The organism is Eggerthella timonensis (assembly GCF_900184265.1).
GTDB classification, from domain to species: Bacteria; Actinomycetota; Coriobacteriia; order Coriobacteriales; family Eggerthellaceae; genus Eggerthella; species Eggerthella timonensis.
This window is the reverse complement of sequence record NZ_FXXA01000002.1, coordinates 2,708,186-2,722,868: the sequence shown is the minus strand read 5'-3', so window position 1 is coordinate 2,722,868 and position 14,683 is coordinate 2,708,186. Positions and strand designations below refer to the sequence as shown.

Here is a 14,683-nt window from a genome sequence, read left to right as displayed (position 1 = left end):
GTCGATGCGCCGAAAACGGCGATTTTGCAGCAGGACCTTCGCCAGCGAGCGCTTTCATTCTCCGTCGCGCAGGGCATCCTCGACGAGGCGCTGCAGGTTCGCGCTGAACCGCTCGCGATCGTCGTCCTCGAAGGCGGCGGGGCCCTTCGTCCGGCCGCCTTGGCGACGCACCTTTTTCTCCTCGTGGCGGATGTGCATGTCGAGGTCGATGGTGGCCAGCGTGTACACGCGCCCGCGCACGCCGATGGCCCGTGCGCGCCGTCCCAACGCCATGGCGGCCAGCCCGATGTCCTGCGTCACCACGATGTCGCCGGGGTCGAGCTCCTGCACGATGGCGAAGTCGGCCGCGTCTGCGCCGATGCCCACTGCCAGCGTGTCCACCCAGAACCCGTCGGCAGGTTCGCGCGGGTCGCCGCGCCGGATGTGCCGGGCGATGTTCTGCGTCGCGTTGCCGGCGATGACCACGGCAAGCTTGTTTTTGCGCGCGACGGCGAGCGCTTCGGAGGTGACCGGGCAGGCGTCGGCGTCGATGTAGATCGTGGGCTTCATGGACTCGCTTTCTCTCGGAGGCCTCCAGTATACGGCGTGCGGGCGCTCCAAAGCGCGCCAATGCGACGGGACGGTGACCGAAATGTGCGCAGACGGTGATCGGCCCGCGCCGTAGATATTTTATTGAGAAATACGTCATAGATTCTTGCCCGTACGGTAAGTCGAAGCTGCGGGAGGATCGCCATGACGAGGGAGAACGAGTTCGTATGCGCCGTTGAGCGGCAGGTTCGCGCGCACCCGGAGGCGCCCGCGCATCGGGCGTCGAACGGGCAGACGACGACGTACGGCGAGCTGTGGGAAGCCTCCGACCGCATAGCCGCCGCCTTGGCGGCGCGCACGGACGGGCGACAGCCGGTGGTGGTGCTCGGCCACAAATCGGCGCTCATGGTCGCCGGGTTCCTCGGCTGCCTCAAAAGCGGCCACGCCTTCGTGCCCGTCGACGTGGAGATGCCTTCCGCGCGCCTCGCCGACATCCTGGCGCAGCTCGGCGACGCTCCCGTGGTGACCACCGTGCCCGTGCCCGCCGCGCTTGCCGCATCCCTCCCGGCGGGCGCGGCGCTCGATGCGCGCGCGGCGGTCGCGACCGCCGACCTTGGCCCTGCGCCCGACCGCGGGCGCTGGGTGACGGGCGAGCAGACGCAGTACCTCATCTTCACGTCCGGATCCACGGGCCGCCCGAAGGGCATCGAGGTGAGCGCGCGCAACGTCGCGCGCTTCATGGACTGGGTGCGCACCTTCCCGGTGATCGGCGAGGGCGGGCGCGTGTTCCTCGACCAACCGCCGTACTCGTTCGACCTGTCCGAGTACGAGGTGGTGGGCGCACTGTCCACGGGCGGCTGCCTGCACGCCGTCGAGCGCGAGGAGACGGAGGACATGCGGGCGCTGTTCGCCGACTTGCGCGCCTCGGGCGTGGAGGTGTGGACGTCCACGCCGTCGTTCGCCGACCTGTGCCTGGTCGACCGCAGCTTCGACGAGCGGCTGCTGCCCGACGTGCGCCTGTTCCTGTTCTGCGGCGAGGCCCTGCGCCGCTCCACGGCCGCCGCCCTGCGCGAGCGCTTCCCCCGCGCCCGCATCGCGAACACGTACGGCCCCACCGAGTCCACGGTGGCGGTCACCTACGTCGAGATCGGTGACGCCGAGCTCGCCGGCGAGCGCCCGCTGCCGGTGGGCGCGGCGCGCCCCGGCACCGAGCTGCGCATCGTCGATCCCGAGACGGGCGCCCCGTGCGAGGCCGGGCGGACCGGCGAGATCGTCATCGTGGGCGACACGGTGGCCAAGGGCTACTTCCGCAACCCCGAGAAGACGGCCGCGGCCTTCTTCGACGCGACGCTCGCCGACGGCTCGCCCGCGCGCGCCTACCGCACGGGCGACGCGGGCCATCTCGACGAGAGCGGCATGCTGTACTGCGACGGCCGCTTCGATTCGCTCGTGAAGGTGAACGGGTTCCGCATCGAGCTGGAGGACGTGGAGGAGAACCTCGGCGCGCTGCCGCTCGTGAAACAGGCGGCCGTGGTGCCCGTGCGCCGCCGCGAGCGCGTGGCGTACCTGAAGGCGTGCGTCGTGCTGCGCGACCGCCCGGCCGGCACCGACTTCGAGATCGCACGGCTCATCAAGGCGCGGCTCGCCGAGCGCGTGCCCGGCTACATGGTGCCGCGCGCGGTGACGCTCGTGGGCGAGCTGCCGCTCACCTGCAACGGCAAGGTGGACCGCAAGGCGCTGGCCGAGGCATGAGGCATGGCGAGCATCGATGACGTTCTACGCCGATCCGAGCTTCTTCGCGCTGCTGGCGCTGGCTGTGGCGGGCGCCGCCTTCCTCGGCCTGCGCGAGAAGCCGCTCGCGCGCTACGGCATGGCCGCTTCGGTGGCGTTCCTGGCGTGCCTGTTCTGCAAGGACCTGCCCGGGCTGGCCGTGGCGCTGTGCTTCGTGGCGGTGGCCGTGCTCTCGACGCGCTGGGTGCTGGCGAGCCCGCGCTCGAACAAGCGCTTCGCCGTTGCGTTCGCGCTCATCCTCGCGCCGCTTCTCTCGGCGAAGGTCGGCGCGGTGTTCGACCAGAACCTGCTGGGCTTCATGGGCGTGTCCTACATCACGTTCAAGGCGCTGCAGGTGCTGTTCGAGGTGCGCGACGGCATCATCGAGGAGCTCGGCCTGTTCGACTACCTGTACTTCCTCCTGTTCTTCCCGGTGTTCACCTCGGGCCCCATCGACCGGTCGCGCCGGTTCGCCGAGGATGCGCACGCGGTGCGCTCGCGCGACGAGTACGCGGGCCTCTTGGCGCGCGGCATCCTGCTTTTGCTGGTCGGGCTCGTCTACACCTTCGTCGTGGCCGCGTGGCTGCATCGGTTCTACGCGCCGGCGGTCTGGGGCTCGGGCCCGTTTCTGGTCGAGCTGGGCGCGCAGGTGCAGACGGCGTACGCGTACGGGCTATACCTGTTCTTCGACTTCGCGGGCTACAGCCTCATGGCCATGGGAGCCAGCTACTGCTTCGGCATCCGGACGCCGCGCAACTTCCGCGCCCCGTTCGCCTCCATCGACATCAAGGACTTCTGGAACCGGTGGAACATCACCCTGTCGTTCTGGCTGCGCGACTTCGTGTTCATGCGCTTCTCGCGCCTGGCGCTGAAGCGCCGCTGGTTCGACAGCCGGATGGCTGTGGCGTGCTGGGGCTTCGTGTTCGACATGGCCCTCATGGGCGCCTGGCACGGCCTCACGGCGGACTACCTGCTGTACGGCCTGTTCCACGGCCTGCTGCTGGCCGGCACCGAGGCGTTCCAGAAGAAGTCGAAGTTCTACAAGGCGCATAGGAAAGACCCCGCGTTCAAAGCGCTGTCCTGGTTCGTCACGCTGCAGCTGGTGATGTTCGGGTTCGCGCTGTTCTCGGGGCAGATCACGATGCTCGTGAAAGGAGCGTTCCATGGCTGATACGACGCGCGAGGAGCTCGAAGAGAAGATGCTCGACATCCTCGAGGAGGTGTGCGGCGACGACGAGGTGCGCGTGCGCCGCGACGAGGACCTGTTCGCGCTCGGGCTGCTCGACTCGATGGGCGCCATCGAGCTGCTCGTGGACATCGAGGACGAGTTCGGCGTGTTCATCGCCCCCACCGAGGTTGAGCGTGCCGAGATGAACACGGTGAACCTCATCATCCACCAGGTGGAGATCAGGCTGTAGGCGATCATGGCGAACCGGTCGGACACCCCGGGTGCGGCTCCGTCGGGCATGCGCCTCCTGCGCGCGGTGCTGGCGGGGCTGCTGGCGGCGGCGCTCGTGGTGGCGGGCGCGAACGCCCTGCTGCCCGCGCAGACCGCACACGACCCCGCGCGCCTGTACGACTACGTGTACTCGGGCACGAAGTCCGAGAGCGCGGCGTTCACGCTGGCCACCATGAGCGACGACGGCTACCTGGCGTTCGGGTCGTCGGAATTCTACATCTCGAAGGACAAGGTGGCGCAGTGCCCGCAGCAGGTGCTCGGTGAGAACGTGACGGGCGTCGACCTCACCTACGTCGGCGAGGCGTACGACCAGAGCCTGTGGCAGGCCATCGCCGCGGGCGCGTACGGAAGCCAGGTGAAGAATAGAAAGGCGATGATCGTCGTGTCGCCCCAGTGGTTCTTCAAGGGCAACGGCGACCAGGGCAAGTTCGCCTCGAAGTTCTCCTACGCGCTGTACCGCCAGTTCGCGGACAACCCGAGCATCTCGGACGAGACGAAGGCCTACGTGCGCTCGCGCGTGGAGCAGCTGGGCGTGGACGCGAAGACGACGGCGGCCGCGCATCGCGATACGCCGCTCGACGCGGTGAACGACGCGGTGCGCGCAGCGGCCGACGACCTGCGGTTGCGCTCCGAACTGCCGAGCGTGGTGAGCCGCTCGCCGCTCAAGAGCGCCGTGCGCGCCGCGGGCCAGCCCACCGGCGAGCCCGACTGGGACGCGTTGCTCGAGGAGGCCGACGACTCGGGCGACGCCGCCTGCACCACGAACGACTACGGCGTCTACGACGCGTACTGGCAGAAGAACTCCGGCTACGACGCCGAGCGCGGCCAGACCTTCTCGCAGGCCGACGAGGAGTACGCCGACCTCGCGTGCTTCCTCCAGGTGTGCCGCGAGACGGGGATCGAGCCGCTCGTGGTCATCCTGCCGGTCCACGGCGCCTGGTACGATCGCGAGGGCGTCTCCGCCGACGAGCGGCAGGCGTACTACGAGCGCGTGCGCGGCATCGCTGACGCGGCGGGCGCGGCCTACGCCGACTTCTCCACCTGCGAGTACGAGAAGTACTTCCTCTGCGACACCGTGCACCCCGGGTGGCGCGGCTGGGTGCGCATCGAGCAGGCGTTCTACGACTTCGTGCACGATCGCGACGACGCCTTCCTCGGCGGCGGCTCGTTCGGCGCGGCCGAGGGCCTCGACGCGGCGGGCAACGCGGGCGCGTCGCTGGCGGGCGCGGGGGAGGTGGCCTCGTGATGGCGCGGGCGATGCGGGCGGCGGCCGCGGTGCGCGCCGCGGTGGAGGCGCGGCCGCGGGTGCTCGGCGCGCTCGCGGCGCTGGCGACGGCGGCGATGGTCGTGCTGCTCGCGTGGTTCCTCGTGTTCTCGGGGCTGAACGGGCCGGTGCAGTTCGTGTACAGCAGCTTCTGATGGCGCGGAACGACGACAGGCGGGCGCGCGCGTCGCGCGCGGGACGGGTTGCGCGGGCGTTTGCCGCGGCGGCGCTCGCGCTGGCGTGCGCGCTGTCGCTGGCATCGTGCGGGGCCGAGGCGGATACGGCGGATGACGAGGGCTTCGCCGCCGAAACGGCGGCGACGGCGGACGAGGGCCCCGCCGACGACGAGGAGGGGCCCGAGGACGCGGACGGCGCCGCGCCCGCAGGGCTCGAGCCGACGGGGGAGGACCTCGCCGCGCGCCTGGACGCCTACCTGTCCGCGAACTTCCCGCAGGTGGGCATGCCCGGGGCGGCGGTCGCCGTGGTCGACGCCGACGGCGTGCGCTACCTCGCCACGCTCGGCGACTGCCCCGGCGCCGACGCGCCGTTCGTCGTGGGCTCGCTTAGCAAGTCGTTCACGGCCGTGGCCGTCATGCAGCTGGTCGAGCAGGGGACGGTGGACCTCGACGCCCCCGCCGCCCGCTACGCGCAGGGCTACGACGTGCCCGACGAGGTGACGGTGCGCAGCCTGCTCAACCAGACGAGCGGGTTCGGCTCCCACGATTCGCTCTCGGAGGCCGCCGACGGGCAGCTGGGCGACACGTTCGGCTCGTTCTCGTACGCGAATGCGAACTACGACCTGCTCGGGCGCGTCGTCGAGGGCGCGTCGGGCGAGCCGTACGCGCGCTACCTCGACGAGCACGTGCTGGGCCCGCTCGGGATGACCGCTTCGACGGCCGATCCCGCGCGAGCCGAGGCGCTCGGCATGGCGCCGGGGCATCGCGACTGGTTCGGCCTCCATCTGGCCGACGGGTTCCGGCACGCGCAGGGCGACGACGCATGGGGCGGCCCCGCGTCGGGCTACGTGGCGTCCAGCGTGCAGGACATGGCCGGCTACCTGCGCATGTACCTGAACGGCGGCGCGGCCGACGGCGATGGGCGCGTGTTGTCGTCCGACAGCGTGCGGCGCATGTTCCTCGACCGCGTGCCCGATCCGGAGGGCGACACGTACTACGGCATGGGGTGGACGTCGTTCTACTGGGATGACGGCGAGCTCGTGCTGTCCCACGACGGCCAGGTGGAGAACTACGTGGCCAGTATGTGCCTGCTGCCCGAGCGCGGCATCGGCGTGGTGGTGCTGGCGGACGCCAACGACAACGCCGGCGGCAACAGCCGATTCTTCGACCTGGTCAGCGGCGTGGTGACCGCGGCGGTGGGCGGCGTGTCCGCGCCGGTGGACGCGCAGTGGACCGCGCTGTGGCGCCAGCGCACCGACGTGCTGTACGCGTGCGCGGTGCTGGCCTGCGCCGCCCCGCTGCTGCTGATGGGCCGCTGGCCGCGGCGGCTGGCCGCGGCGCCGCGCCGCCGCCTGCTCGCGCAGGGGCTCGCGCTGCACGCGGCGCTGCCCGCCGCCCTCCTCGCGCTGCCGCTCGCGCGGGGCGTGCCCTGGCGCGACCTGCTCGCGTTCGCCCCCGACGCGGCGCTCGTGCTCGTCCTGTGCGCCGCGCTGCTCGTCGCCGCGGGGGCGGCGAAGCTCGCGTGGGTCGCGCTGGCACGAAACGCTGCGCCGCCCGCGAACTTGCGGTAAGATGGCTCCTTCACCGATGGGATCGCAGCGCAGGCTCTCGCCATGCGCACGGCGGGAAGGGATGTCGTGGAGATACTGGTCGTCATGGTCGCGGGGGTGCTCGTGGGAGCAACGGTGTTCCCCGCGCGGCTCAAGGGGCTGAACGAGAAGCTGACGCTCGCGGCCACCGGGCTGCTCATCTTCTCGATGGGCGTGCTGCTGGCCGGGCGCGAGTCGTTTCTGGAGGAGCTCGGCACCGTGGGGTGGGCCAGCGTCCTGTTCTGCCTCGTGCCGGTGGCGTTCTCGACGATCGCCGTGTACGCGCTGACGAGCCTGTTCATGTCCGACATCGCCCGCCGCCCGGCCGGCCCGCGCGTGGCCGCAGCCCAGGAGGACGCCGAGGGCGCGGCGGGCGCGCGCGGCGAGGCCGCGATGATCGGCGTGGCAGTGGGAGCGCTCGCGCTCGGCGCGGCGTACGGGCTGGCAAACGTGCCGATCGCGCCGGTCGACTTCGTAGCCGGCCATTCCGAGGCCATCCTCTACGCGCTCATGTTCCTCGTGGGCATCAGCGTGGGCGGCAGCCGCGGCCTTTTGGGCAAGTTGCGCCAGTACCACGTGCGCGTGCTCATCGTTCCGGCGGGCATCGTGATCGGCTCGGTGCTGGGCGGCCTCGCGTGCGCGCCGCTTGCGGGCATGCCGCTGCCCACGGGCGCGGCCGTGGCGTCGGGTCTGGGATGGTACAGCCTCGCGGGCGTCATGATGACCGACATCGCCGGCGCCCAGGTGGGCAGTATCACGTTTCTGGCGAACCTGCTGCGCGAGCTCGTTTCGTTCTTCAGCATCCCCTGGATCGCGAAGCACCTCAACTACCCCACGTGCATCGCGCCTGCCGGCGCCACGAGCGAGGACACCACGCTGCCCATGCTCATCCGCTGCACGAACGGCGAGACCGTGGTGCTCTCGGTGCTCAACGGCGTCATCTGCTCCGCGCTGGTCCCCGTGCTGATCGAGGCGTTCCATCAGCTGATGTAGGGGGGGGCGGAGCCAAGGGCCGCACCGTGCCGGCTTGCCGCATGGATCCCTCGTCCTGCCCCGGGTCCGTTCCTGCCGTCCCCTGGCCGCATCGGTCCTCCGCCCCTTGGCAGCGTCGATTTCCCGTCCCTACGCCATGGCGGTCCTCCGCCCCCTGGCTGCGTCGGTCCTCCATCCCCTTGCCGCGTCGATTCCCCGCCCCCTGGCCGCGTCGGACCTCGCCGCGCGGCTTCGCCGTGCCGTCGCAAGAATGTTTCACGTGAAACATTTGTTCGGGAACATCCGTCCGTTTTCTGCTACACTGTACCTATGGAACAGACGATCGAAACAACGACGAGCGTACGGCACGACGAGGACGACGGCCGGACGCGCCTGAACGCGGCGCAGCGCGAGGCCGTCGAGGCGACCGAGGGGTACGTGCGCGTGATCGCCGGCGCCGGCACGGGCAAGACGCGGGCGCTCACCGAGCGCTTCGCCTACCTGGTGAACGAGTTGGGCATCATGCCGGGCACCATCCTGTGCGCCACGTTCACGAACAAGGCGGCCAGCGAGATGCGCCGCCGCATTCGACGGCTGACCGGCGACAGCGACACCGGCTACATCAACACGTTCCACGGCTTCTGCGTGTCGGTGCTGCAGGAGGACTGCCACGCCGTCCAGTACCCGAAGAGCTTCCTCGTGCTGGACAACGCCGACGTGGACGCCATGCTGCAGGTCGTCTACGAGGAGCGCGGGCTCACGCTGCGCGACATGACGTTCTCGAAGGCGCGCGACATGATCGAGATCGTGAAGCTGAAGGAGCGCCCGGACTACTACCGCGACATGCTGGCCCTGCCGCTCGAGGGCCTGCGGCAGAAGTACCTCGACGCGACCGCCGCGAAGGACGTCATCTTCTACGGCTACCTCTACCAGGAGAAGAAGTGCTTCGGGCTGGACTACAACGACCTCATCGTGTTCGTGCTGCACCTCTTCGAGCAGAACCCCGACATCCGGTCGAAGTGGCAGAAGCGGCTCGAGTACATTATGGTCGACGAGTTCCAGGACATCGACGGCCTGCAGCACGAGCTCATGGAGGTGCTCGCCGGCTACCACAAGAACCTGTTCGTGGTGGGCGACCCCGACCAGACCATCTACACCTGGCGCGGCGCGGACGTACGCTACCTGTTGGACTTCGACCGCGCGTTCCCGGGCACGCGCACCATCATGATGCTGGAGAACTACCGGTCGGCGCCGCGCGTGGTGGCCGTCGCGAACTCGCTGATCGAGAAGAACCGCGAGCGCATGCCGAAGAGGCTCGTCGCCGCGCGCGCGGCCCATGGGCCCACGGTGTGGCATCACGCCAAGAGCTCGGCCGACGAGGCCGCGTGGATCGCCCAGGGTGCCCTCGCGCTGCACGGCGAGGGCGTGGCGTACCGCGACATGGCGGTGCTCTACCGCGCCCATTACGCGTCGCGGCCGGTGGAGGAGGCGCTGCTGCGCGCCGAGGTGCCCCACGCGGTGTACAGCGGCGTGCCGTTCTTCGGCCGGCGCGAGATCAAGGACGCGCTGTCGTACCTGCGGCTCGTCGCCTACCAGGACGACCTGGACTTCGCGCGCGTGGCGAACGTCCCCAAGCGCAACCTGGGCCAGCGGCGCATGGCCTTCCTTCGCGAGAAGGCCGACGAATGGGGATGCAGCCTGTTCGAGGCGCTCGCGCGCTCGGCGGACGACGAGCTGTTCAAGCGCACGAAGGCGCGGCAGCTCCTGCAGCTGGTCGATCGCTTCCGCTCGTCGTACGAGGGGCGTCCCGTGTCCGAGGTGCTGGCGGCCGTGCTGTCGGAAAGCGGCTACGAGGGCATGCTGCGCACCGAGGGCGGCCAGGAGCGGCTCGACAACCTGGCCGAGCTGAAGCAGTCCATCTACGAGTTCGAGTCGACATGCGGGGAAGAGGTGACCCTCGAGCACTACCTGGCGCACGTGGCCCTGCTCACGAACGCCGACGCGATGGACGATGCGCAGGACAAGGTGCGGCTTATGACCGTCCATGCGGCGAAGGGCCTCGAGTTCGCGCACGTGTTCCTCTGCTCCATGAGCGAGGGCGTGCTCCCGTCGCGCAAGACGAGCACGCCGCAGGGCATGGAGGAGGAGCGCCGGCTGGCGTTCGTGGCCATGACGCGGGCGCGCGACGGGCTGTACCTCACCGAGGCGGAGGGGCGCTCGCACGAGGGCGCGGCGCGCTATCCCTCGCGCTTCCTGCTCGACATCGACCCGGCGGCGCTCGAATTCTCGAACAAGCCCGACGAGCGGCGGATCGAGGACGCGCGCGCCGCGTACGCGCTCACCGACCGCTGGATCGCCGACCTCGTCCGCGACGAGCGTTTCTCCCCGGGCGACCGCGTGGCCCATGCGGTGTTCGGCGTCGGGCGCGTGGCGGCCGTCGACACCGAGAAGCGCGCTTACGAGGTGGAGTTCGACGACATGGACACGCCCCGCACCATCTCGTTCAAAGCCAAGCTGGAAAAAGCCTGACGAGGCGCAGCCCGCATCCAGCCCGCGAAGCGCGTCCCGCGCACCTCGCCCCGTTCGTCCCCAAATCTCATCCTGCGTCCCGCGCGTCCGGGCGCGTGCCTGCGCGTCCGCCTGCATCCCGTGCCTCGTTCGCCGCTTGCGCCCGCTCGCGTTGCGCGCCGCGCGCGCCCGCATCCCGCGCCCCAAACGGGCCGCTGCAAGATGTTTCACGTGAAACATTCGTTCGTTAGTCGCTGTGGGGGGAGAGTCCCTGCGAACGTTGTGTGAGAGGGTTATACTGAGGGCATGATAACGGCGAATGTTCACAGCTGAGGCGGGTGCCCATGTTTCCCATCCATGATTTGAACGGAATCGACGATAACGAGCGGGGTCGTCGCGGCCGGCGGGCTATTATGCTGCTGTTCGTGAAGCCGACCGATGAGCACGCCGATGGTCTTGTCGATAATTTCAACTATTACCATTTCGCCTCGGGAAGCCACTGTTCGATCTATGCTGCCGGATATAGTTCCGACTCTATGGAGGCGTATCGTGATGCGCGCAAAATCGGCACGGTGGATGGCAGTGACTGGTGGTACAGCGATCGCTGCTTCGTCGAATTGCAGAACCAGCTCTCGTCGCGCACGAAATGGCGCTACTGCGGCGAGCCGGAGATTCTCATCCTGCAAAACGGCAGAGGGAAGCACTCGTCGCTCGACTTCACCAATTACGTCGCAATCGACGTGTGCCGGGGCTTGCGTCAAGGCTATGTCGATTCGGCACCGCGGCTCATGGAGGCGTTGTTGCAAGCTTCGAAGAGCGAGGTGGAGGCGAAGCGGGTCCTGAAAGAGGCCACTCGCCTGAGCGCTTCCGATATCGCGAAATCGGCCATACGCACAGGCTTGGAGCTTGCGCATTGCCCTGATTCGCTGAAAACCGTCCTTGCCGACCGGGCATTCTATCGCACGTCGAACCGGAGGTCGTAGCGACCTACGCGATCCCAGCGGGTGTTTCACGTGAAACATTCGTTCGTGCTATATGGGGATGCCCAACTTGGTGCAGGCGGTGCTCGTCTTCGCTAATCTCGGCGGCCGCGCCTTTTGCATTCCGCGTGGAGCGGGGCGCGCTCAGGGGAACGCTTGTGCGGTTTGCTATACTGACGGCATGGACGAACTCAACGAAACCAACAACCCCGCCGGCCCGTTCGGCTCCGACGACGGCCTCGGCGCCGCCGACGCGGGCGGCGTGGAGCGCCTGACAGGCGACGCCTCGCTCGGCGCGGGCGCGCTGCGCGACGACGAGCGCCTCGAGCGCGAGGGTCGCCGCCGTCCCGCGCTCAACCGCGCCGCGCGCGAGCACGACGCCGAGGCCGCGCGCGCCGAAACCGGCCAGCGCGCCAAGCTCGAGCGCATCAAGCGCGAGCTCGACAGCGTGCCCACGCTGCCGGGCGTGTACCTGTGGAAGGACAAGTCCGGCCAGGTCATCTACGTCGGCAAAGCGAAGCAGCTGCGCGCTCGCATGCGCCAGTACGTGAACTACCAGGACGAGCGTGCGAAGATCCCGCTTCTGGTCGACCAGATCGACAGCTTCGACTACATCGTGGTGGAGAACGAGCACGAGTCGCTCGTGCTGGAGAAGAACCTCATCAACCAGCACGCCCCGTTCTTCAACGCCGACTTCAAGGACGACAAGTCCTACCCCTTCATCGCGCTCACGAAGGGCGACGTGTTCCCGGCCATCAAGTACACGCGCGAGAAGCACCGCCCCGACACCAAGTACTTCGGCCCCTACACCGACAGCCGCGCCGCCCGCGACATGGTGGACATCGCCCGGCGCGTCGTGCCGCTGTGCGCCACGTCGTGCGCCGATTGGCGCCAGCTCAAGCGCCGCTTGGAGAAGGACCCGCTCGCGCTGCTGGACCGCGAGGCGCGGCCGTGCTTCGACGCGCACGTGGGCCTCGGCCCCGGCGCGTGCTGCGGCGGCATCACGCCCGAGGAGTACCGGGTCAACGTCAAGCGCATCGAGCGCTTCCTGTCGGGCCAGCACCGCGAGTTCATCGACGAGCTGACCGAGGAGATGCAGACCGCCGCCGCCGAGCTCGACTTCGAGCGTGCCGCGCGCATCAAGGCGCGCATCGACACCATCAACAGCCTCACCGACAAGCAGCACGCGGTGTCCACGCGCAACCTCGACGCCGACGTCGTGGGTTTGTTCCGCGAGGAGACGGTGGCGGGCGTGCACGTGTTCATGGTGCGCGAGGGCCGCATCATCAACTCCAACGAGTTCGTGCTCGACCGCGGCAAGGACGTCCCCGACGACGACCTCTTGCACATGTTCCTGCTGCGCTACTACGACGCCACCACGTCCATCCCGCACGAGGTCATCCTGCGCGACGAGCCCGAGGACAAGGCCGCCATGGAGGCGTGGCTCACCGAGAAGCTGGCCAGCCCCCATGGCGCGAAGGTGCGCATCACCGCGCCGCAGAAGGGCGAGAAGGCCGAGCTTGTGGGTATGGCCGAGACGAACGCGAAGCACACGCTCATGCGCTACAAGGTGCGCACGAACTACGACGACAAGCGCATCAACAACGCGCTTCTGCAGCTGGAGAGCGCGCTCGCCCTCGACGAGGCGCCCATGCGCATCGAGTGCTTCGACATCTCCACCATCCACGGCTCCTACACGGTGGCCTCGATGGTGGTGTTCACGAACGGCAAGCCCGACAAGAACCAGTACCGCCGCTTCAAGATCAAGACGCCGCTCGACGAGGCGAACGACTTCCTGTCCATGCAGGAGGTCATGAGCCGCCGCTACGCGCCCGAGCGCATGGCCGACGAGCGCTTCGGCAGCAAGCCCGACCTCATCATCCTCGACGGCGGCAAGCCGCAGCTGTCCGCGGCGCTCGAGATGTTCGAGCGGATGGGCATCGACGACATCGCTATGTGCGGCCTGGCCAAGCGCGACGAGGAGCTGTTCGTGCCGTGGCAGGACACGGGCCCCGTCGTGCTGCCCAGCGGCTCGGCGTCGCTCTACCTCGTGAAGCAGGTGCGCGATGAGGCGCACCGCTTCGCCATCACGTTCCACCGCGAGCTGCGCGGCAAGGGCATGACGGCCTCCATCCTCGACGACGTGACGGGCATGGGCCCCGTGCGCAAGAAGGCGCTGCTCAAGCACTTCAAGTCGTTCAGGAACCTGAAGGGCGCCACGCTCGAGGAGATCAAGGAGGCGCGCGTCGTGCCCGAAGAGGTGGCCGAGGAGCTGTACCGCGTGCTGCAGCAGTATAATAGGGATCGAAAAGACGAGCGCGTCGTGGGAGGCGAGGCCGACGAGGCCGCCTGCCCGCCCGCAGGCGAGGGCCCGGCGGCCGTCGCCTCCGCCGTGGTGGACGCCGCCGTCGAGGCGGCCGTGCAAGGCGCGAGCGCGCGTACGGATACGGAAGGATAGCGCTATGAGCGAAGAAACCGCAGGCAAGACGGCAGACCAGGCCACCGACCTGAGGCATATGCCCGAGCTCGTCATCGTCACCGGCATGAGCGGCGCGGGCCGCACCGAGGCCATGCACTCGTTCGAGGATCTCGGCTACTTCTGCGTGGACAACCTGCCCTCCAGCCTGATCGGGAACCTGCTAGAGCTCACCGGCATGCCCGGCCAGCCCGACGAGAAGCGCCGCCTCGCCGTGGTGTGCGACGCGCGCAACCGCGACTTCTTCGAAAGCCTCGCCGGCGAGCTGAAGAAGCTCAAGGAGCTGGGCATCGACTACCGCATCCTGTTCCTGGACGCCGCCGACGAAAAGCTCGTCGCGCGCTACAAGTCCAGCCGCCGCCGTCACCCGCTGTGCGCCGACGGCGCGTCCATCGCCCAGGGCATCGAGCGCGAGCGCGACCTGCTGTTCGAGGTGCGCGAGAACGCCCACCATGTCATCGACACCACGTCCATGCTGCCGCCGCAGTTGCGCTCGGCCATCCGCGCGCTGTTCGCACCGGGCGAGGAGCGCACGGGGCTGTCGGTCACCGTGTACTCGTTCGGCTTCAAGCACGGAGCGCCGCTGGACGCCGACCTCGTCATGGACGTGCGCTTCCTGCCGAACCCCTACTACGAGCCCCAGCTGCGCGGCCTCACGGGCCTCGACAAGCCGGTGCGCGACTTCGTGCTGTACCGTCCCGAGACCGAGGAGTTCCAGGAGAAGTGGCGCGCGCTGCTCGACTGCGTCATGCCCGGCTACGTGGCCGAGGGCAAGCAGCAGCTGGCCATCGCCGTGGGCTGCACGGGCGGCCAGCACCGCAGCGTCGCGCTGGCCGAGTCCACCGCCGACTACCTCAAGGCGAAGGGCTACCGAGTGAGCATCGCGCATCGCGACCTCTCCCTCGCCGAGGGTGGCGACGCCTCGGCGCGCCCGAGCGCCGCCGCCGGCCGGTAGGGGAGG

12 protein-coding genes are annotated in these 14,683 nt (G+C 69.1%); 11 read left to right on the top strand and 1 reads right to left on the bottom strand.

Going from position 1 to position 14,683, the window contains the following annotated elements; genetic code table 11:
• Positions 1–54 precede the first annotated feature (54 nt).
• Positions 55–549: a YaiI/YqxD family protein gene (locus tag C1A15_RS11445; protein WP_101722692.1), complete on the bottom strand. Its 495-nt coding sequence runs from the start codon at positions 547–549 to the stop codon at positions 55–57.
• A 183-nt stretch (positions 550–732) separates the two neighbouring features.
• On the opposite strand from C1A15_RS11445, the gene dltA reads away from it, so the two are divergent.
• The 11 genes from dltA (at position 733) to rapZ (ending at position 14,677) form a co-directional block, all read left to right on the top strand.
• On the top strand, positions 733–2,280 hold the full coding sequence (gene dltA, locus C1A15_RS11440; RefSeq protein ID WP_101722691.1) for a D-alanine--poly(phosphoribitol) ligase subunit DltA: 1,548 nt from the start codon (positions 733–735) through the stop codon (positions 2,278–2,280).
• A gap of 16 nt (positions 2,281–2,296) precedes the next feature.
• Positions 2,297–3,469 (top strand): D-alanyl-lipoteichoic acid biosynthesis protein DltB, encoded by a 1,173-nt coding sequence (gene dltB / locus C1A15_RS11435; RefSeq protein WP_101722690.1) that lies wholly within the window; start codon positions 2,297–2,299, stop codon positions 3,467–3,469.
• Positions 3,462–3,716 (top strand): D-alanine--poly(phosphoribitol) ligase subunit DltC, encoded by a 255-nt coding sequence (gene dltC, locus C1A15_RS11430; RefSeq protein ID WP_101722689.1) that lies wholly within the window; start codon positions 3,462–3,464, stop codon positions 3,714–3,716. The genes dltB and dltC overlap by 8 nt, the downstream gene beginning before the upstream one ends.
• 6 nt (positions 3,717–3,722) lie before the next feature.
• The gene (dltD, locus tag C1A15_RS11425; RefSeq protein WP_101722688.1) at positions 3,723–5,003 is read left to right on the top strand and encodes a D-alanyl-lipoteichoic acid biosynthesis protein DltD; all 1,281 of its coding nucleotides are present in this window, start codon (positions 3,723–3,725) and stop codon (positions 5,001–5,003) included.
• Positions 5,003–5,176 (top strand): hypothetical protein, encoded by a 174-nt coding sequence (locus tag C1A15_RS17035; protein ID WP_154332157.1) that lies wholly within the window; start codon positions 5,003–5,005, stop codon positions 5,174–5,176. The genes dltD and C1A15_RS17035 overlap by 1 nt, the downstream gene beginning before the upstream one ends.
• Complete coding sequence (locus tag C1A15_RS11420) at positions 5,176–6,768, top strand: serine hydrolase domain-containing protein (protein ID WP_101722687.1); 1,593 nt, start codon at positions 5,176–5,178, stop codon at positions 6,766–6,768. The genes C1A15_RS17035 and C1A15_RS11420 overlap by 1 nt, the downstream gene beginning before the upstream one ends.
• A 66-nt stretch (positions 6,769–6,834) precedes the next feature.
• Entirely contained in the window at positions 6,835–7,779 is a 945-nt protein-coding gene (locus tag C1A15_RS11415; protein WP_101722686.1) for a LysO family transporter, read from the top strand.
• 309 nt (positions 7,780–8,088) lie between these two features.
• Positions 8,089–10,287 carry an ATP-dependent helicase gene (locus C1A15_RS11410; RefSeq protein WP_180953081.1) on the top strand — a complete coding sequence of 733 codons (2,199 nt, stop codon included), beginning with the start codon at positions 8,089–8,091 and terminating at the stop codon, positions 10,285–10,287.
• A gap of 323 nt (positions 10,288–10,610) precedes the next feature.
• Positions 10,611–11,249, top strand: a complete 639-nt coding sequence (locus C1A15_RS11405; RefSeq protein WP_146001850.1) for a hypothetical protein — start codon at positions 10,611–10,613, stop codon at positions 11,247–11,249.
• A gap of 178 nt (positions 11,250–11,427) precedes the next feature.
• Positions 11,428–13,704 (top strand): excinuclease ABC subunit UvrC, encoded by a 2,277-nt coding sequence (uvrC, locus tag C1A15_RS11400; RefSeq protein WP_245865004.1) that lies wholly within the window; start codon positions 11,428–11,430, stop codon positions 13,702–13,704.
• A gap of 4 nt (positions 13,705–13,708) precedes the next feature.
• Positions 13,709–14,677, top strand: a complete 969-nt coding sequence (gene rapZ, locus C1A15_RS11395; protein WP_101722684.1) for an RNase adapter RapZ — start codon at positions 13,709–13,711, stop codon at positions 14,675–14,677.
• Positions 14,678–14,683: the final 6 nt, after the last annotated feature.